The organism is Adhaeribacter aerolatus (assembly GCF_007991635.1).
GTDB lineage: Bacteria > Bacteroidota > Bacteroidia > Cytophagales > Hymenobacteraceae > Adhaeribacter > Adhaeribacter aerolatus.
Genome location: NZ_BJYS01000004.1, coordinates 153,812 through 174,973, shown reverse-complemented (window position 1 = coordinate 174,973; position 21,162 = coordinate 153,812). Strand labels below are relative to the sequence as shown.

Sequence of the window (21,162 nt, the reverse complement as noted above, 5' to 3'; positions counted from 1 at the left end):
TTCTCATGAAAAAAATTATAAATATAATTTGTAAGGGTTGCCTTGCATTGAGTTTAATTTTATTATCCGCTTGCGAAGATTACCTGGAAAGAACCCCTGAATCGGTAGTATCGCCGGAGGATGCTTTTAGGAACTTTGTTAACTTTCAAGGCTTTACCGAAGAGCTTTACCATTGCGTTCCGGATTTTACCAATGCCTACTGGACAAATTCGTGGAACTGGGGCGAGGACGAAATACAATCCACGGCGCAAACTTTTCACTATATAATTAAAATTGATAACGGCGATTTTTGGGGCTGGCAGCAACAGTTTGACGGCTGGGGCGCTGGCTGGATGGATGGTAATGGAGCGGCTGCCAATCCGGGATCAACCGACCGGATGCAAAAAAGATTATGGCCCTTAGGCTGGTACGGCATCCGGAAAGCCAATATGGGCCTGGAAAATCTGGATAAAATGACGGATGCCACAGAGGAAGAGAAAAAACTGATTAAAGGTCAATTGCTTTTCTTCCGGGCCTGGTTCCATTTTCAGTTTATGCAGTACTTTGGCGGACTGCCTTATATAGATAAGGTACTTCCTTCCGACCAGCCGTTACGATTACCCCGGTTAAGTTATCACGAATCTGCCGAAAGAGCAGCTCAGGATTTTAGAGAAGCAGCCGATTTATTGCCCATTAACTGGGACAATACCACAGCCGGCAGAAGAACCCTGGGTAAAAACTCCTTGCGCATTAATAAAATAATGGCTTTGGGCTACCTGGGCAAAAATTATCTCTGGGCCGGCAGCCCCTTAATGAATAAAGTATCAACCGGAAGTATTACTTATAACCAGGAACTTAGCAAAAAAGCCGCTGAAGCATTTGGCGAATTATTGACTTTGGTAGAAAGTGGCCAAACGCAGTATGCCCTGGTTCCTTTTGCTAATTATTCCAGTAACTTTTACACGCAAGGCCAAAACTGGTTAATGCCGGGCAGTACCGAAGCTATCTTCCGGGCTCCTACCTGGGGGGCAAACAACTCCAACTGGAACACTTCTAAACAATACCAGCCATCTCCGCATTTAACCGATGAAACAGTCAAATTTTTGCCTACTTCTAATTATGTAAATAATTATGGCATGGCCAACGGATTACCCATTCCGGATATTACCAAACCAGACGCAGAGTCGGGTTATGATCCGGAATATCCTTGGCGAGGCCGTGACCCACGTTTCTATAATGATATTGTATACGATGGGGTTAAAGTAGTGCAGGGCAGCTTGCCGGCCAACGTAGATCAGAGTATTCGCTATGCCAACCTGTTCACCAGCGGTAATTACCGGAACGTGAATTCGGGTAGCCGCACCGGGTATTTGAATTACAAATTTATTCCCCTGAAGGCTAACCGGTACGATGGTGGATTTGATTACGGTAACAGCTTACACATTAAAATTCCTTACATGCGCTTGGCCGATATATATATTATGTATGCCGAAGCAGCGGCTCAAGGTTTTAACGACCCGACCGGTAAATCTTCCAGTTTTACTAAAAACGCGGTAGAGGCTTTAAATGTAATCCGTGACCGGGCTGGAGTTGGACGTATTGCGGCTAAGTATCAAGGCTCTTTAGAGGCCTTTATGGAGGAACTAAGAAGAGAACGCGCGGTAGAGCTCTCTTTTGAAGGGCACCGGTTTAATGACTTACGCCGGTGGCTGCTGCTAATCCAAAGCCCTTATACCCTCAAAAAATCAATAGAATTTGACCGGGTAGGTACTTTTAATACTACCGATCCTAAGCAAAACCGGGTAGCCAACCTGCGGGAAGTGGTAATATTAGAACGCCGGTTTACGGAAAAGCACTATTGGTTACCCCTGAAAAATGCGGATGTAAACATGTACCTGGAATTTAGCCAGAACCCAGGTTGGTAAAACCAACTTTAATCCCATCCTATAAAGTTTAAAACTGAACTGAATTAATGAAATACATATATAAAAAAATAGTATTAGGCGCTCTAATCACGGTGGTGCCCGTGGTACTGAATGCCCAGACAACCAGTATGGTTTCTGCAAAGGCCATTGCCCGGAATGCTGAAAAAAAGCCCCGGGCCCAGGTTGTAGCCAGCAAGAAGCAGGAAAGTAGCAAAAAGATAGTTTCGGATTCTTTAATTACCACGGATTTAAATAAAGATTTAATTCCGGTACAAGTAGCGTTTCGGAAAGTAGATAAAAGAAATTTACCGGGAGATGTTACGGCTGTTAACGTAGCGGAAATGCTGGAAAGAAACTATTCCATTAATGCCTTGGAGAACATGGAGGGTTTGGCCAATGGTTATCATGGCAATATTTGGGGCATGGATGGTAATTTAGTGTTGGTAGACGGCATACCGCGTGAACCTGGTAGCGTAATGCCAACCGAAATAGAACAAATAACTTTTCTGAAAGGTGTTTCGGCGGTAGCGCTTTACGGCAGCCGGGCTGCTAAAGGGGTAATATTTATTACTACCAAAAGAGGAGAGGCCCAGGACCTGAAAATCAAAGCCCGGGTAAATGCGGGAATATTTGTTCCTAAAAGCGTTCCCAAGTACCTGGGTTCAGCCGAATACATGACGCTTTATAATGAAGCCCGCCGGAACGATGGTTTAGGCAATTTATATTCCGATGCGGCCATTTATAACCATGCTGCCGGGTTAAATCCTTACCGGTATCCGAATGTAGATTATTATTCATCCGAATATTTGAAAAAAACCTATAATCGGTATGATGGTACCGTAGAGATTTCCGGAGGTAACAAGCTGGCCCGCTATTACACCAACATTGGGTATAATTCAGCCGGCTCTTTGTTAAACTTTGGTGAGGCAAAAAACAATAATACATCCGACCGGTTAAATGTGCGCGGAAATGTAGATGTTACGATAAATGAAAATATTTACGCCAAAGTTGATGCCGCCGCTATTTACAATAACCAGCGGGGCGTAAACACCGATTATTGGCAAAATGCCGCCACGCTCCGCCCAAACCGGTTTGCTCCCCTCATTCCGGTAAGCTTTATTGAGGAAAGTGATGAAGCTTCGTGGCAGAAAATAAATAATACCAAAAACCTGATAAATGGTCAATATATTCTGGGAGGTACCCAACTAGATCAAACCAATCCGTTTGCCGCCATTTACGCCGGCGGTAACTCCCAGGTTACCAGCCGTCAGTTTCAGTTTAACACGGGGGTAGGAGCCAATTTAAACCATGTGCTGCGCGGATTAACTTTTGAATCTACTTTTGGGGTTGATTACGCCACTACCTATACCCAATCGTTTAATAATAATTATGCGGTATTTGAGGCTGCCTGGAATAATTATGCCGGTACCGACCAGATTTCCAGCTTAACCCAATATGGTACCGATATCAGATCCGGAAATTTAAATATTTCGGGTTCTACGTACCGGCAAACCCTGGCATTATCGGGCCAATTAAATTACCAGAATTCAATAAATAATAAGCATAATTTTTCTGCATTGCTATTAGCCAACGGTTACCAGCAATCTAATTCGGGCGCTTATCACAAAATCAGTAATGCAAACCTGGGGCTACACCTGGGCTACAATTTTCAGAATAAATATTATGCCGATTTTAATGGGGCAGTGGTACATTCTGCCAGATTGCCAGAAGCTAACCGACAGGCTTTTTCTCCCACCGTGTCGCTGGGCTGGCGCCTGAGTGAGGAGAATTTCCTGCAGAATTCATCTGTAGTAGATAACCTAAAACTTTCGGTATCGGCCGGCAGATTGCATACCGACCTGAATATTCCGGATTATTATTTATATACCAGTATTTACACCCAAACCGACGGGGCTTGGTACAGTTGGCGGGACGGGGTTCTTAACAGAACTACCGATTCCAGAAGAGGCGAAAATCCTAATCTTACTTTTGCCAAACGAGATGAGGTAAACGTGGGTATTAAAGCATCTTTATTTAAAAATTTGCTCACGTTTGAAGGTTCGGTTTTTGCTAACAAAGTAACGGGTAATGTGGTGCAGGCCTCTGTTTTATATCCAACTTACTTTTCTACCGGTTTTCCTAATGCTTCCTTTATTCCCTATGTAAACTACAACGATGATCAGCGCCTAGGCTTTGATTTTAATTTAAATCTGAACAAAAATATTGGGCGGGTAGCCTGGACTTTAGGATTGGTAGGAACCTACTACGAAACCAAAGCGCTGAAGCGTGCCGAAATGTACGAAGACGATTATCAGAATAGAGCAGGAAGGCCGCTGGATGCTATTTGGGGGTTAAAGAGTGATGGGTTCTTCATGAGCCAGGATGATATAAATAATGCCCCTACCCAGACTTTCGGTCAGGTAAAACCAGGTGATATTAAATACCTGGATCAAAACGGCGATGGTCTTATTAATGCGCAAGACGAGGTTTACCTGGGAAGAAACGGCATGTACGGTTCTCCGCTTACCATGGGCCTCAACCTAACCGCTAAGTGGCAAAACTTTACCTTTTTTGCCTTAGGCCTGAGTCGTTACGGCGCAAATGGTATGAAAAACAGTTCTTACTTCCGGGTAGCCGGAGAAAGTAAGTATTCGGAGGTAGCCCGTAACCGATGGACGGAAGAAACCAAAAATACTGCCACCTATCCGCGGTTAACAACCTTAAGTGCCGATAATAATTTCAGAAGTTCTGATTTCTGGATGTATAAAAACAACCGGTTTGATTTGGCAAAAATTCAAATCTCGTATGATTTGCCGCAAAACCTATTTGGGAAATCATTTATTCAGGAAATGGGGATTTACGTGAATGGCTTTAATTTACTTACGGTGGCCAAGGAGCGGGAAATTATGGAGATGAATGTTGGTAGTGCGCCTCAATCACGCTTTTATAATGTAGGCGTTAAAGCGTTATTTTAATTAGTAATAATATAAAAGTATGAGAAAGAAATTACTATTCTTTTTGTCGGTAACCTTACTATTTAGCAGCTGCGACGATTTGTTTGAACCGGCAAACCAGAATATTCGGGACTTAGATGCCATGTACGGCGAACCACTGTTTGCCCAAGGAATATTGCTGAATGGGTATGCCCGTATCCCGACGAATGGCTATACCTTTAATGATGTGGCTACCGATGATGCGGTAAGTAACGATGTAAACAATAATTTCCGGCGAGCAGCTACCGGCCAATGGGCCGCCAATATGGATCCCTTTAGTCAGTGGCAAAATTCAAAAGCAGCTATTCAGTACCTGAATATTATGCTGAAGGAAGTGGATCAAGTGAAGTGGGCCAATAATCCGGAGGTAAGCCTGATGTTTAGAGACCGGATGAAAGGTGAGGCGTATGGGCTGCGGGCACTTTTCATGTATCATTTATTGCTGAACCATGCCGGTTGGTCTAACGGAGAATTGTTAGGAGTGCCCATCGTGCTGGAACCGGAAGATGCTAAATCTGATTTTAATAAACCCCGGAATACATTTGAAGATTGCATGAAACAAATCTACAGCGATCTTAAAAATGCCGAAGAACTGCTGCCCTTGGATTATAATTTGGTTACCAACATTTCTCAGGTTCCGGAAAAGTACCGTACGGGTAGTGAAACCGATGTAGTAAGTAACTATGATCGCGTATTTGGGGAATATGCCAAATTGCGGATGACCGCCCGGATTGCCAAGGCCATAAGAGCTCAGGTAGCCCTTTTAGCAGCCAGCCCCGCGTACAATACCGGCAACACTACTACCTGGGCCGATGCCGCAAATTATGCTGGCGAAGTAATAACCCTGAATGGAGGAGTAAACGGGCTGGATCCGAATGGCGGCACCTGGTACGATAACCGGTCTGAAATCGCCGCCCTGGGCTCGGGCGTTAGCCCGCGGGAGATACTTTGGCGAGCTGATGTTAGTGAAAGTAATGGCCTTGAACGCCAACATTTTCCGCCAACCCTGTTTGGTAGCGGGCGGCTGAATCCTACGCAAAACCTGGTTAACTCGTTTCCGATGAACAACGGGTATCCAATCGCGCATCCATCCAGCAATTTTAACCCGTCGGCACCTTACACTAACCGCGACCCCCGTTTAACCCGCTATATTGTAGTAAACGGCGGTACGGCAGGCGTAAGTAATACCGTAATTAATTCGGCCGCCGATAGCCCGACCAATGATGGGTTAAGGAAAGTAGAAACCTCTACCCGCACCGGTTATTATTTAAGAAAATTACTCCGGCAGGATGTTAACCTTAATCCCCAGTCAACCACCAACCAAAGACATTATCAGCCCCGCATCCGCTATACCGAAATATACCTGGCCTATGCCGAAGCGGCTAATGAAGCCTGGGGCCCTGCTGGTACCGGTGCGTTCGGTTTCTCGGCTTATGATGTTATGGCCGCTATCCGCAAACGGGCGGGTATCAGGCAACCAGATAATTATCTCGAATCTGTCAGGTCTAATAAAGAAACGATGCGGGAGTTAATCAGAAATGAGCGCCGTTTAGAGCTTTGTTTCGAGGGTTTCCGCTTTTGGGATTTACGCCGCTGGAAGTTAAATACGAATGAACCGGCTCGCGGAATACAGATTTCAGGCGGAAATCATGAGACGATAAATGTGGAGGACAGGGTGTATAGTGAATACATGAATTATGGACCAGTTCCCTACAGCGAAATTCTAAAGTTTAAGGCTTTAACCCAAAATAACGGATGGTAAGGAATAGTAAAAGCTATTGTGCCTACGAATAAATAATATAGCAAAAGTTATAAAAGATGAAAAAGATATCCTTTACATTTTTAATCATACTGGCCATGCTGACTTCATGCGAAAATCAGGAAGTAGTATTTCCGGATTTTGATTACCAGTCAACGTATTTCGCTTACCAGTATCCCGTTAGAACCATCACTTTAGGAGAAGATATTTTTGATACAACCCTCGACAATGAACATAAATTTCAGATTATGGCTACTACCGGCGGGGTTTATGAAAATAAAAAAGATGTTACCATTGGTGTAGCCGTAAATAACGAATTAAACCAGAATTTACGGTTTAGCCCAAACGGAAGCGAGGTAAAGACAATGCCCGACGGCTACTATAAATTAACATCAGACAAAATTATAATTCCAAAAGGTAAATTAATAGGAGGAGTTGAAGTACAACTCACTGATGCATTCTTTGCGGATCCGCTGGCAATAAAAAATACTTACGTAATTCCCCTGAAAATAACCAATGTTGAGAATGCCGATTCTGTTTTGACGGGTAAAGATTTTACCTTATACGCCGTGAAATATGTTAATCCGTGGCATGGCTTTTACCTGCGCCGGGGGAAAGATGTAATTGAAGGTAAGAACGGAAACACCTCTCTGAGTCAAACGATTGTCAGGCATCAACCCTATGTAGAGAAAGATGAACTTATTAAATTATCTACCCAATCGCTGAGCAAAGTAGAGGTGCCAGTAGTTTATAAAGACAAAGAAGGGAAAAATATTAACACTACTTTAATTCTAACCTTTGACGAGCAAGGTAACTGCTCTGTAACGACCAATGCTACTAATTACACCGTTTCGGGTAATGGAAAATTTGTGAAAAGAGGAGAAAAGAAAAGCTGGGGCAACACTGATCGGGATGCTATTTATCTGAATTATAAAATTGATTTGGAGCAAATGCAGGTTACTTCTACTGATACTTTAGTAATGCGGAATCGGGGCGTTGCCATGGAAACGTTTGTACCGGTGGGTAAATAATTTATAACGGTTAGTTTAAAAGAACATGAAGCATTTATATAAAGCAGTACTTTGCTTTACCGGATTAATATTGACATCCTCCTGTGATTATGATCCCCTTGAATTTAATGTTGAAAAACCGGCAAGTGTTGCTGCCCAGGAAGAAATTGACGCTTACGCCGACCTGAAAACTTATGTAAATAGAGCAACCAACCCCGGTTTTAAATTAGGTACTGGTGTAGCTTTATCCGATTATAACCAAAAAGGAGTTTTATACCGGCTTATCAATCGTAATTATGATGAAATTACGGCCGGAAATACTCTAAAGCACGGCGCAGTAGTGCAAGCAGACGGAAGCCTTAACCTGGCTAATGTGAAAAGTTTACTTGAAATAGCGGATAAGGCCGGCGTTGCTGTTTATGGCCATACGCTGGCTTCGCACTCTAATCAGAATGCCACTTATTTAAAGAGTTTAATTGCTCCCACCATTATTCCCGCAACCGGACCCGGCGGTGGTAGTACCGGAACAGATGTAGTAGCTGATTTTGAAACGGATAATCTGGGTAAAACTTATCCGATGACCAGTGGCGGCAGCGGAACCGTGGTAAACGATCCGGTGGCAGGGGCATCCGGCAAGGTTCTGAATATTGTAGGCGTCCAGACGCATCCCCAATTTACCATTAACCTGACCAATGGTCGGACTTTAGGCAATTACGAATCGGTGACGATAGATATCTATGCCACGGGCAGTACTGGTTTGTTTGGTCAGGGTATGAGAATGAGTATAAACGGCGGAACCTTAGCCAACTTTAATTCTCCGTCGGCTTATGGCGCTCCGGACGGGGCTTGGGGAAGAGGAAAAATTGTGATGCAATTATCTAACCTGAACCTGACCGAAGCGCAAAAGAAACTGACTAGCTTCACCATTGCGCTCGGATCGGCTACCGGATCGGCAAATTATTATATTGATAATGTTACCATGCAATGGAAACTCACCGATATAATAGTGGAGAAAACGGTAGAAGAGAAGAAAACAATTCTAACCGATGCCTTGCAACGCTGGATAACCGGAATGGTATCTGCTGCTAAGGGTTCAGTAAAGGCCTGGAATGTAGTAAACGAGCCAATGAATGATGCAAACCCCACTGAACTTAGAACCGGAATTGGCAGAACGTTAGCAGCAGATGAGTTTTACTGGCAGGATTATCTGGGAAAAGATTATGGGGTAATCGCTTTCAAAATTGCCCGGGAAAAGGGTAATGCAACTGATTTGTTGTTCATTAATGATACCAATCTGGAGCAAAACTTAGATAAAACCAAAGGCCTGATCGAATATGTAAATTATCTGGAAAGCAATGGCGCGAAAGTAGATGGCATCGGAACCCAAATGAACCTGAACCTTAATACCGATAAGCAAAATATTGCAACCATGTTTCAGTTACTGGCCGCTACCGGAAAAATGGTAAGAGTATCCGGACTGAATGTTGCTGTTGGCGTTACGACAGATAAAGCTACTCCGGAACAATACCAAGCGCAAAAAGAAATGTACCAATATGTAGTTGGCAAATATGTTGAATTAGTGCCGGCTAAACAGCGCTATGGTATTACTGTTTCTAACTCCATGGATGCCTCCGAACCAATAGGATTATGGACGCAGGGATTTATCCGGAAGCCGGCTTATTCCGGTTTTGCCGAAGGACTGAGTGCATTGAAATAAATTGTTGTTCATTAATCAAAGGTTAGCAATGCAAATGAATGAAATTTCATTGCTAACCTTTGTTTACATTTTTGAATGAATGGTTACCTATTAAGTAATATTTATACCAATTTCAAATAGAAAATTCGCATAAGAACGAATTTAGTCATCCTGAGCTCGTCGAAGGATTTATAACAGCATCATAAAGGTAACTAATTTATATTTGGACAAGCTCAACAGGATTACAATAATGTAAGCGCATTTACCAATTGATAGTAGTATTATTATTTTTAAATGCAGTTATGAATTCCACCTCCATCATATTATAAAACAACATCATAATATAAAATTTTGATTATGGTAAAAGTAATATTTACAGCTCTAAACCTATTTTTATTTACTTTCATTAGTTGGGGGCAGCAAATTAAGAATGCAGCGCCTCCCGGATTTGACCAACCCCAAACTGGTATTTCGCAAGGGAAAATTGATTCTGTTAGTTATGATTCTAAAACAGTAGGAACCAAAAGGAAGGCATTGGTTTATACCCCGCCCGGCTATTCTAAAAAGAAGAAATACCCTGTTTTATACTTGTTGCATGGCATTGGCGGTGATGAATATGAATGGTTTAAAAATGGCCGGCCTCAAGTTATTCTGGATAATCTTTATGCCCAAGGCAAGTTAGCGCCCATGATTGTGGTGTTGCCTAACGGCCGGGCCATGAAAGATGATCGGGCAATAGGGAATGTCTTTGATAGTACAAAAGTGCAGGCATTTGCCAGATTTGAGAAAGACCTGCTTCAGGATTTGATACCACATATTGAAAAAACGTATCCCGCCTATACTGATCGCAAATACCGCGCTGTAGCCGGCTTGTCTATGGGAGGAGGCCAGTCTTTAAATATTGGCTTAGGAAATCTGGATCAATTTGCCTGGGTAGGAGGGTTCTCCTCTGCCCCGAACACAAAAGCACCAGCGGAATTATTGCCTGAGCCGGAAAATGCTAAAAAGAAACTACAGTTACTTTGGATTTCCTGCGGCCAAGATGATAGATTAATGTCATTCAGCAAACGTACCCATGATTACCTGGAGCAGCATGGGGTTCCTCATATTTTCTATGTAGAGCCTGGTGGTCATGATTTTACCGTCTGGAAAAATGACTTGTACCTGTTCTCCCAACTTTTATTTAAGCCGGTAAATATATCAAAATTCTCCAGGTAAACGGTTATTTGGATTTAAATATTTGTAACCTATTAAGGGTTAATAGTACATCTTTATTTGCGGTGCATGACATTAATACCTAGGGAAGGAGTAACCAAAAGCAGCATCTAAGCTACTGAGCATAGAGTGGGAAATTAGTTGTTTGTAAAACCTGGTTGTGAAAAGTAGGTCGCGAATGTTTTCTCTTGTGCTACCTATTTGTGGCACTTTTTGAGTAATAATATTATATAAATATGAAAAGCAAAAGATTTTTATTCGGTTATGTACTAACCGTTTTTCTGGTTATTTTTTTCAGTGGTGCGTGTAAAGTTGTAAAGCCCGAACCCGGTGAATTAAAATTAAAAGATGCCTTTAAAGGTAAATTTTATATAGGTACGGCGCTTAACACGGGGCAGATTACAGGGCGCGACACGGCCTCTATTAGGGTAGTGAAAGCGCATTTTAACTCCATTGTGGCCGAAAATATTATGAAAAGTGCCTTGATTCAGCCGCAGGAAGGACAGTTTAGTTTCGATTTGGCTGACCAGTTTGTGCAATTTGGTGAGCAAAATAAGATGCATATTCATGGCCATACACTTATCTGGCATTCGCAGGCGCCCCGCTGGTTTTTTACCGATAATCAAGGGAAAAATGTGTCGCCGGAAGTATTAACCCAACGCATGAAAACCCATATTTCTACCGTAGTTGGTCGTTATAAAGGGCGCGTACATTCCTGGGACGTGGTAAATGAAGCGATTCAGGACGATGGTTCGTGGCGGAAAAGTAAGTTCTATGAAATTCTGGGAGAAGATTTTGTGAAACTGGCATTTCAGTTTGCCCACGAAGCCGACCCCAACGCCATATTGTATTACAACGATTACAACATGGAAACTCCTAAAAAAAGAGAAGGCGTGGTGGCGATGGTGAAGAATCTTCAGAAACAGGGAATAAAAATAGATGGAATTGGGATGCAGGGGCACGCCAGCCTGAAACATCCCACCATAGAAGAGTTTGAAAAAAGTATTCTGGCTTATTCAGACCTAAAGGTAAAAGTTTCTATAACTGAAATGGACATCAACGTTTTGCCTACTACCTGGGGAAATGTTGGGGCCGAGGTGTCTGCCAGTTTTGAATATCAGCAAAAAAACAACCCCTATACCAACGGGTTACCCGATTCGGTAACCACGGCTTTTAATGAGCGCTATTTAAGTTTATTTAAGCTTTTTGTAAAGCACCACGATAAAATTGAGCGGGTAACGGTTTGGGGTGTAAATGACGGACAATCCTGGCTCAATGGCTGGCCGGTTCGCGGCCGGACCAACTATCCTTTGCTTTTTGACCGAAACAATCAACCCAAACCAGTAGTCAAGTCTATTCTTGAAGCTGCTCAACAGAAATAATAATTCCCAGGCATCCACCCATAAATCACCTATCCATGACTTACAATCTAATAAAATTTACTAAAACGTCCATGTTGGTCGCTTTACTATTTTTTGCTGCTTCCGCCATAGCGCAGGATGGCACCATTTATCCACTTAAAGCCCCGGCAGAGCCTAATGCCATTAAGCTCGGCACGGGCGGGGTGGATGGCCAGAAAGCCCCCGAGACGTGGTTCCGTCAGTGGGGCGACCCGATGGCGCGCAACATCTCCACGGCAACCCTCACCCCCTTCCTGCCAAAACCGGGTAAGGCGAATGGCGCAGCCGTAATTGTGGCACCTGGCGGCGGTTACAGATGGCTTTCGATGGGCAACGAGGGATGGGAAGTCGCCCAAGCGCTGGCGGACCAAGGAATCGCCGCCTTTGTCCTAAAGTACCGGCTCCACCCGACTCCGGAGTCGCTCGAAGAATTTACGGCCTGGATGAATCGACCCCGGCCTGCCCCGGCCGCGTCTGCCAACAATTCGCCAGGTGCAACGCCACCGAGCCCGCCGCAGTTGGACTTGTCTGACCAGCTTGAGGATGCTGAGGCGGCTTATGCCCTGATTCTCAAAAGGGCCAAGGAGTGGGGTGTCGATACGGATAGAATAGGCATGATCGGCTTCTCAGCCGGGGCCGGCCTCACCATGCACGCAACCCTTAACTCCAAAACCATGAAATTGGCCTTCATCGGTCCGATCTACGGTGGTATGGGCCCGGTGGAGGTGCCGAAGAACGCTCCGCCCATGTTCAATGTGATCGCCACCGATGATTTTCTTTTTCGCGGCCAGTTTGGGGTGGTTGAATCCTGGTACAAAGCGGGCAGACCAGTCGAGTTCCACCTTTACCAGAACGGCGGTCACGGTTTCGGCCTTGGCAATCCCGACCGAACCAGTAATCGCTGGTTCGATGCCTTCACCCATTGGCTGAATGTGAACAAATTTCTCACCGCCAAGACTGGGAAATAATCAGACGGGCACTTGAGGATCAGCTTTTAAGAATTTGATTAAATAAACAGCTCTAATCGACCAGTTTTGAATTACCGGCTGATTCAAAACTGGTCGATTAGAGCGCAAGTTACAAGTCCATTGATTTGATGCTTATTAATTACGCTATACAAAAAGCTGAAAGCGATTTAATAAACAGTTACCAGATTAAGTTTCCGCGACCTTTAAGGAGCACTGTACAAGTTTATTAAAGCTTTTTGTAAAGCACCACGATAAAATTGACCGTGTAACAGTTTGGGGGTAAATGACAAACTATTCTGGCTCATTGGCTGCTGGCCGGTTCGGGGCCGGACCAACTACCCTTTGCTTTTTGACCAAAACAATCAACCCAAACCAGTTATCCAATCGATAATCCAAATTGCTAAATCATAAATATTAGATGAGTTTTAAAAAGTTAACAATTAAATTTCAGTATTTTATTCTTTTAATGATTTTCATATCCGGTATGGCGCAGGCTCAGGACAACAGCACGGTAAAGAGTCCGGACGGGCAATTGGAGGTAGAAGTGTTGCTGCAAAATGGTCAGCCTTTTTACCGGGTTATGCACGGAAAAAAGCCAGTTTTGGAAAATTCCCCTTTGGGATTAGTAACCAACCTGGTTAATTTATCTGGCGATTTATCCTGGGTAGGCACCAAGCGAAACACCATTGATAAGCGTTATCAGCAGCAAAAAATTAAGCGGTCCGAAATTCACTACCAGGCAAATGAGTTGGTTTTCTCTTTTATCAACAAAGACAAAAAGAAGTTGGATGTGGTGTTCCGGGTTAGTAATAATAATATTGCATTTAGGTACGAAATACCCGAAGCAGGGGTACCCCTGGCACTGGTTGTTGAAAAAGAAACTACGGGTTTTAATTTCCCGCAGGAAGCCAAAAGCTTTCTAACCTCCCAGTCTAAATCTATGGTTGGTTTTGCCAGAACTAAACCCAGTTATGAAGAAGGCTTTAAAATAGAGCAAGATATTTCTTCCCGGTCTGCCAATGGTATAGGCTATACTTTTCCGTGTTTATTTAAAGTAGACGACCGCTGGGCGCTTATTTCGGAAACCGGGGTAAGTGGCTTTTATTGTGCTTCGCATTTAAGTGACCCTACTGCCGATGGAATATATTCTATTGCTTTTCCGGACAAAACAGAAAACAATGGTTTTGGCAGCACGGGAGCGGCTATAGGATTGCCCGCCGCTACTCCCTGGCGAACCATAACGGTCGGGAAAGGGTTAAAATCCATTGTCGAAACCACTATTCCGTATGATGTGGTAGAGCAGTTGTATGAGCCTTCCAAAACTTATGAATTTGGCAAAGGAACCTGGAGCTGGATTATGTGGCAGGACCAGAGCATGAATTATGACGACCAGGTAAAATATATTGATTTAGCCGCTCAATTAGGTTATAAATTTATTTTAATGGATGCCTGGTGGGATAAACAAGTGGGCTACCCGCGCATGGAAGAATTAATTAAATACGCCGGTTCTAAAGGAGTTGGCGTATTTCTGTGGTACAACTCTAATGGGGTAGCTAATGATGCACCCCAGGGACCAAAAAACAAAATGCATACGGCTATTGCCCGAAAAAAGGAAATGCAGTGGATGAAGCAAAACGGGGTTAAAGGCATTAAAGTAGATTTCTTCGGTGGCGATAAACAGGAAGTTATGCGCCTCTACGAAGACCTATTATCCGATGCCAACGATTATGGTTTAATGGCCGTTTTTCACGGGACAACCTTGCCAAGAGGGTGGGAGCGGATGTTCCCGAACTACGTGGGCAGCGAAGCTATTCTGGCCTCAGAAAACCTGATGTTCAGCCAAGGGTTCAATGACCAGGAAGCTTTTAATGCTACTTTGCATCCTTTTATCCGGAATGCTGTAGGAGCCATGGAGTTTGGCGGGGTGGTTTTAAACAAGCGCTATAACCGGAACAACAATGGCGGAAATTACCGAAGAACAACGGATGTATTTCAGCTGGCTACCGCCGTTCTATTCCAAAACCCGGTACAGTTTTTTGCCTTGGCCCCTAATAATATGCAGGACGCTCCGGCTTTTACTATCGATTTTATGAAACAGGTGCCTACCACCTGGCAGGAAACGAAATTTATTGACGGATACCCCGGTAAATATTGCGTATTGGCCCGCCAGCACGGCGATAAATGGTATGTAGCTGGCGTAAATTCCCTTTCGGAGCCATTGAAATTGAAAATTAACTTGCCCATGTTGTCGGGCAAAGAAGTAAAGTTTTACGGCGATAATACCGACGGCACCAGCTACACAAAAATTGTAAAGGTGAATAAAAATGGCAGCCTGACCATTACCATGCAGCCGAAAGGCGGCGTGGTTCTAGTGCAATAACCATCATGTTAAGAGGAAGTACATACATTTAATTCTAAGTGAATTTTAAAAAGATGAGGTGTAAAAAAATATTTGGACTATTGGTGGTTTTGCTCACCCTCCAATCAACTGCTTTTGCGCAGAATCCTAATTTCTATATATTTCTGTGTTTTGGGCAATCAAACATGGAGGGCCACGCTAAATTCGAACCCCAGGACACCACCGCAGTTAGCAGGTTCAAGGTATTAGAAGCTGTTGATTGTCCTAACCTGGGCCGAAAAAAAAGCGAATGGTACCCGGCTGTCCCGCCATTAGCCAGATGTAATACCGGCCTGACACCTGCCGATTATTTTGGCCGGACATTAGTAGCCGGCCTGCCGGAAAATATTACAGTAGGTGTGATTAATGTGGCAGTTGGCGGTTGCAAAATAGAGTTGTTCGATAAAAATAATTATCAGTCTTATGTTTCAACCGCTCCTAACTGGATGATGGGTGCCCTGGAACCTTATGACAAAAACCCGTATGGGCGGCTGGTGGAAATGGCAAAACTGGCTCAGAAAGATGGGGTAATTAAGGGAATATTATTGCACCAGGGCGAATCAAACACCGGTGATGCGCAGTGGCCACTAAAAGTAAAAGGGGTATACGATAACCTGCTCCAGGACCTTGGCCTAAATGCCAAATCTGTTCCGTTATTAGCCGGGGAATTAGTTAGTAAAGAAGAAGGAGGTGCCTGCGCCAGTATGAATGCCATCATCGCCAAACTGCCCGAAACAATCCCAACTGCCCATGTTATTTCTTCGGAAGGTTGTACGGCCGTACCAGACCACCTCCATTTTACGGCCGAAGGCTACCGCAAATTAGGCAAACGATATGGAGAGAAGATGCTGGCCTTATTAAAAAACCAAAAAGCTTCATCTAAATAGCCCGATATACTCCAAGAGGAAAGTGCCTGTTTTTAAACGACAACCAAAGAATCAATTCTGATAAATCAAAAATCAATTTAATTTCAATACTTACAATATGAATATATCAGTGATCAAATTTTCTTTTTTAGTAGTTGCCTGGGTAATGTCTTTTACTGCTTATGCACAATCTAACTTCAGTAGTAAGTTAATTGGTATGGGTGTGGTGGTGTCTGATGTGGAACGCTCTTTAGACTTTTATGTAAACGGCATTGGCATGGTTAAAGCCTATAGCTTTAAAATAAATGAAGATTTTGGGAAACGTTCCGGACTTTCGAACGGGGCCCCTACAGAGGTAACCGTTTTAAAACTAGAGAATAGTCCGGAAGCCAATGAATGGAAGCTGATGAGCTTTGGCAAAAAAGCTACACATTCTAAATCAAAATTTATCCAGGATGACACCGGGGTCCAATATATTACCATCAATGTAAAAGCCCTGAAACCGGTGATAGAAAGGATGAAGGCAAAAAATGTGAAATTCCTGGGAAGTACGCCTATTCCTTTAAACCAGAAGTCGCACTTTGTGTTGGTGCAAGACCCCGATGGGACTTTTGTTGAACTGATAGGACCGATGGAATAAGGAATTATTTAAAGGACTTTATACCTTTTAACCAAACACCTATATACCATTAACTTTCTCCGGTTGCTTTATTTAATTGAGAACCCACCACACGAATGAATAAAAAGATTTTTCAACTCGGATTTCTTACCCTGATTTACTTCTGCCTTAACTTGTCTTCGCAGGGCCAGGGTGCCAGGAACCCGATTTTATTTGCCGACTTGCCCGATATTTCCATTATTCGGGTGGGAGATTCTTATTATATGAGCAGTACGACCATGCACATGAGCCCTGGGGTACCAATCATGAAATCAAAAGACCTGGTCAATTGGCAATTGGTAAGTTATGCCTACGATACCTTGGCCAGTGTTGACGAACTAAACCTGGAAAATGGGAAAAGTACTTACGGCAGAGGCTCCTGGGCCAGCAGCTTACGCTTCCATAATGGGACTTACTATGTTACTACCTTTGCCCAAACCACCGGCAAAACCTATGTGTACACGACCAAAAATATTGAAAAAGGCCCCTGGAAAGCCACCTCTTTCTCGCCGTCTTATCACGACCATACCTTGTTTTTCGATGATGATGGCCACATTTATCTAATCTGGGGGGCAGGTAAACTCCAGTTGGTAGAACTTAAGAGTGATTTGTCCGGCGTAAAGCCAGGTACGGAACGGGTTCTGATAGAAAATGCCACCGCACCGGCCGGGCCCAATGTAGGCCTTCCGGCCGAAGGCTCGCAACTATTCAAAGTTAACGGGAAATATTACCTGTTTAACATTGCCTGGCCCAAAGGCGGTATGCGAACCGTTATTATTCACCGGGCGGATAAAATAACCGGGCCGTACGAAGGCCGAATTGGTTTGCAGGATTTGGGAGTTGCGCAGGGAGGATTGATTGATGATCCCAAAGGCAATTGGTATGCTTATTTGTTCCGCGATTTTGGGGCCGTTGGTCGTATTCCGTACCTGGTTCCGGTAAAATGGGAAGCTGGCTGGCCCGTACTGGGCGTAAACGGCAAAGTACCCGAAACGCTGAACCTGCCGGCTAGCAAAGGGGTAATTCCGGGTATTGTCGCTTCCGATGAATTTAGCCGTAAAAAAGAGGAAGCTGCCTTGCCGTTGGTGTGGCAGTGGAACCATAACCCGGATAACAAGCTTTGGTCGGTTACAGAAAGGCAAGGGTATTTGCGCCTGAAAACCGGCAGAATCGATACCACTTTCCTGTTGGCCAAAAACACCTTAACGCAACGCACGATTGGTCCTGTCTCTTCGGGCAGCACTTCACTGGATGTATCGAATATGAAAGACGGCGATTTTGCCGGATTAGCTCTTTTGCAAAAAAATTATGGTTTAGTGGGCGTTAAAGTAAATGGCACCAGCAAGAATATTGTAATGATTAATGCCAGTAACGGCAAACCGGTGGAGGCACAAAGTATTCCGCTGGCTCAAAAAACAGTTTACTTTAAAGCGGAGTGTAATTTCACGGATAAAAAAGATGTAGCTAACTTATTTTACAGCCTCGATGGAAAATCATGGAAACCCATCGGTACCCAACTTAAAATGGCTTATACTCTTCCGCATTTTATGGGTTACCGCTTTGGCTTGTTTAATTATGCTACCAAAAATATAGGCGGCTATGCCGATTTCGATTATTTCCATATCACGGACCGGATTACTAATTTAAAATGAGGAACGCTCCTGACCAAATAATCTAAATGAAATGAAAGCTGGCTTTCTCTTGTCACCGATATTATTATTGTTAAGGCATAAATGCCTTTAGTTAACGGAAGGTCAAAAAGGTTAATGCTTGAATACTTTACGCGTAACAAAATGAAAAAAATACTTTTTGTCTTTTTGCTAATAACCACCGTTCCCGGCTTTTCCCAAAATAAACCCGGTTTAAAGTTATGGTATAATAAACCATCGGGCACCACCTGGGAGAATGCCTTACCCATTGGCAATGGTCGGCTAGGAGCAATGGTTTACGGGAATGTAGAAAAAGAAATTATTCAGCTAAACGAACATACCGTCTGGAGCGGCAGCCCGAACCGGAATGATAATCCTCTAGCGTTGGATTCTTTAGCCAGAATACGCCAGCTCATATTTGCCGGGAAACAAAAAGAGGCCGAGCGTATTGCCAATAAAGCCATTATCACCAAAAAATCGCATGGACAGATGTTTCAGCCGGTAGGTAACCTGCAACTTGCCTTCGATGGCCATGGTACCTATTCCGATTATTACCGGGAACTGGATATTGAAAAGGCAGTTACCAAAACTTCTTATACCGTAAACGGCGTAACCTATACCCGCGAAGCCCTGGCCTCCTTCCCGGACCGGGTAGTGGTAATGCGCTTAACGGCCAGTAAACCGGGCAGCCTTTCGTTTCAGGCTTCCTTTACCATGCCCTTACCTAAAACTGCGGTTAAAACCACGGCAGCCAAAGAGTTAACCATTGCCGGCACCACCATGGACCACGAAACGGTTAAAGGTATGGTAAATTTTAAAGGCATTGCCCGGATTAAATTAGATGGTGGGGCACTTACCGCCAACGATACCTCGCTTATTATTAAAAATGCCAATACCGCTACCATTTATATTTCGATTGCCACCAACTTTAATAATTACCACGATGTAAGTGGTGATGCAGATAAAAGAGCAGCCGAATATTTAAATAAAGCTTATCCAAAAACTTTTGCGACTATTTTACCGGCCCATATTGCCGCTTATCAGAAATATTTTAACCGTGTTAAATTAGACCTGGGCAGTACCGCCTCTGCAAATTTACCTACTGATGAACGGTTAAAACAATTTGCCTCCGTAAATGACCCGCAAATGGTAACGCTTTATTACCAGTTTGGCCGGTATTTATTAATTTCTTCGTCGCAGCCGGGTGGCCAGGCCGCTAACCTGCAGGGCATTTGGAATAACAAAGTGCGGCCGCCCTGGGATAGTAAATATACCATTAACATTAACGCCCAAATGAATTACTGGCCAGCCGAAAAAACTAACCTGCCGGAACTGCACGAGCCATTCCTGCAACTGGTAAAAGATTTATCGGTAACGGGCCGGCAAACTGCTAAAGATATGTATGGTGCCAGGGGCTGGGCAGCGCACCATAATACCGATATTTGGCGGGCTACCGGGGCGGTTGACGGCGCTACTTGGGGCATATGGAATGGGGCCGGAGGCTGGACCAGTCAACATTTATGGGAGCATTATTTGTATAGCGGCGACAAAGCTTTCCTGGCCTCAGTTTACCCGGTTTTAAAGGAAGCCTCCACTTTTTATGTTGATTTTTTAATCGAACATCCGACCAAAAAATGGCTGGTAATTAACCCGGATATGTCGCCGGAAAATGCCCCTGCGGCGCACCAGGGATCTTCGCTGGATGCCGGTACCACCATGACTAACCAGATTGTTTTTGATATTTTCAGCACGACCATGAAAGCAGCAGAAATCCTGAAAAAAGATGCTGCCTTTGTTGATACGTTAAAACAAATGCGAAAACGTTTGCCTCCAATGCAAATCGGGCAGCACGGGCAGTTGCAGGAGTGGCTCGATGACATTGACGATCCGAAGGATAATCACCGCCATATCTCGCATTTATATGGTTTGTTCCCGTCTAATCAAATTTCGCCGTACCGCACTCCACAATTATACAGTGCGGCTAAAACTACTTTAATTCACCGCGGCGATATTTCTACGGGCTGGAGTATGGGCTGGAAAGTAAATTGGTGGGCCCGGATGCTCGACGGCAACCATGCCTATAAATTAATTCAGGCGCAGCTTTCGCCGGTAAAAGTAGGTCGCGGACAATTTGGGGAAGGCGGCGGTTCTTACAATAATTTGTTTGACGCCCACCCGCCGTTTCAGATTGATGGTAATTTTGGCTGCACCTCGGGAATTACCGAAATGTTGATGCAAAGCGCCGACGGGGCCGTGCATTTATTGCCGGCGCTACCTGATGTTTGGCAGGGCAGTGGCAGCATCAGTGGTTTGCGTGCCATAGGTGGGTTTGAGATAGAAAGCATGCAATGGAAAAATGCCAAGGTGGTAAAGGTAGTTGTTAAATCAAAGTTGGGTGGTAATCTACGGTTACGCGTTCCCAATGCTGTTACGTTAGTGGGCGGCTCCTTAAAAAGGGCTTCCGGTAAAAACACCAATACCTTTTACCAGTTGGAGGAAACGCCGGCTGCCTTGATATCTGGGCAGGCAACCATTACGCCAGTGAATCTGAAAGAAACCTTGCTGTATGATGTGCCCACACAAGCTGGGAAAACCTACACGCTTACTGCATTATAAAGCTCATATATAATTCATAAAATACAGGCT

At 44.1% G+C, this 21,162-nt stretch carries 12 protein-coding genes and 1 pseudogene; all 13 read left to right on the top strand.

The features are described 5' to 3' along the window. Nucleotides 1–47 precede the first annotated feature (47 nt). The 13 genes and pseudogenes from AAE02nite_RS04650 to AAE02nite_RS04585 all read left to right on the top strand — a co-directional run bounded on the left by AAE02nite_RS04650 (nucleotide 48) and on the right by AAE02nite_RS04585 (nucleotide 21,132). Nucleotides 48–1,904, top strand: coding sequence for a RagB/SusD family nutrient uptake outer membrane protein (locus tag AAE02nite_RS04650; protein ID WP_246150797.1), 1,857 nt, complete (start codon nucleotides 48–50; stop codon nucleotides 1,902–1,904). Nucleotides 1,905–1,951: 47 nt separating this feature from the next. After that, nucleotides 1,952–4,879, top strand: coding sequence for a SusC/RagA family TonB-linked outer membrane protein (locus AAE02nite_RS04645; protein WP_146895378.1), 2,928 nt, complete (start codon nucleotides 1,952–1,954; stop codon nucleotides 4,877–4,879). A 19-nt stretch (nucleotides 4,880–4,898) separates the two neighbouring features. Then, the gene (locus AAE02nite_RS04640) at nucleotides 4,899–6,659 is read left to right on the top strand and encodes a RagB/SusD family nutrient uptake outer membrane protein (RefSeq protein WP_146895376.1); all 1,761 of its coding nucleotides are present in this window, start codon (nucleotides 4,899–4,901) and stop codon (nucleotides 6,657–6,659) included. Nucleotides 6,660–6,715: 56 nt separating this feature from the next. After that, entirely contained in the window at nucleotides 6,716–7,687 is a 972-nt protein-coding gene (locus AAE02nite_RS04635) for a DUF5627 domain-containing protein (protein ID WP_146895374.1), read from the top strand. 25 nt (nucleotides 7,688–7,712) lie between these two features. After that, complete coding sequence (locus AAE02nite_RS04630) at nucleotides 7,713–9,383, top strand: endo-1,4-beta-xylanase (protein ID WP_146895372.1); 1,671 nt, start codon at nucleotides 7,713–7,715, stop codon at nucleotides 9,381–9,383. Between the two features lie 336 nt (nucleotides 9,384–9,719). Then, nucleotides 9,720–10,577, top strand: a pseudogene (locus AAE02nite_RS04625) (alpha/beta hydrolase); the annotation flags it as partial. 236 nt (nucleotides 10,578–10,813) lie between these two features. Continuing rightward, on the top strand, nucleotides 10,814–11,959 hold the full coding sequence (locus tag AAE02nite_RS04620; RefSeq protein WP_146895368.1) for an endo-1,4-beta-xylanase: 1,146 nt from the start codon (nucleotides 10,814–10,816) through the stop codon (nucleotides 11,957–11,959). 35 nt (nucleotides 11,960–11,994) lie between these two features. After that, a complete protein-coding gene (locus AAE02nite_RS04615) occupies nucleotides 11,995–12,945 on the top strand; it encodes an alpha/beta hydrolase (protein ID WP_146895366.1) in 951 nt (316 codons plus the stop codon). Nucleotides 12,946–13,411: 466 nt separating this feature from the next. After that, entirely contained in the window at nucleotides 13,412–15,325 is a 1,914-nt protein-coding gene (locus AAE02nite_RS04605; protein ID WP_246150796.1) for a glycoside hydrolase family 97 protein, read from the top strand. 53 nt (nucleotides 15,326–15,378) lie between these two features. Continuing rightward, nucleotides 15,379–16,230 (top strand): sialate O-acetylesterase, encoded by an 852-nt coding sequence (locus tag AAE02nite_RS04600; protein ID WP_146895363.1) that lies wholly within the window; start codon nucleotides 15,379–15,381, stop codon nucleotides 16,228–16,230. A gap of 97 nt (nucleotides 16,231–16,327) precedes the next feature. After that, nucleotides 16,328–16,849 (top strand): VOC family protein, encoded by a 522-nt coding sequence (locus AAE02nite_RS04595; RefSeq protein WP_246150794.1) that lies wholly within the window; start codon nucleotides 16,328–16,330, stop codon nucleotides 16,847–16,849. 95 nt (nucleotides 16,850–16,944) lie between these two features. Next, nucleotides 16,945–18,519: a glycoside hydrolase family 43 protein gene (locus tag AAE02nite_RS04590; RefSeq protein WP_146895361.1), complete on the top strand. Its 1,575-nt coding sequence runs from the start codon at nucleotides 16,945–16,947 to the stop codon at nucleotides 18,517–18,519. A gap of 141 nt (nucleotides 18,520–18,660) precedes the next feature. Continuing rightward, the gene (locus tag AAE02nite_RS04585) at nucleotides 18,661–21,132 is read left to right on the top strand and encodes a glycoside hydrolase family 95 protein (protein ID WP_146895359.1); all 2,472 of its coding nucleotides are present in this window, start codon (nucleotides 18,661–18,663) and stop codon (nucleotides 21,130–21,132) included. Nucleotides 21,133–21,162 lie beyond the last annotated feature (30 nt).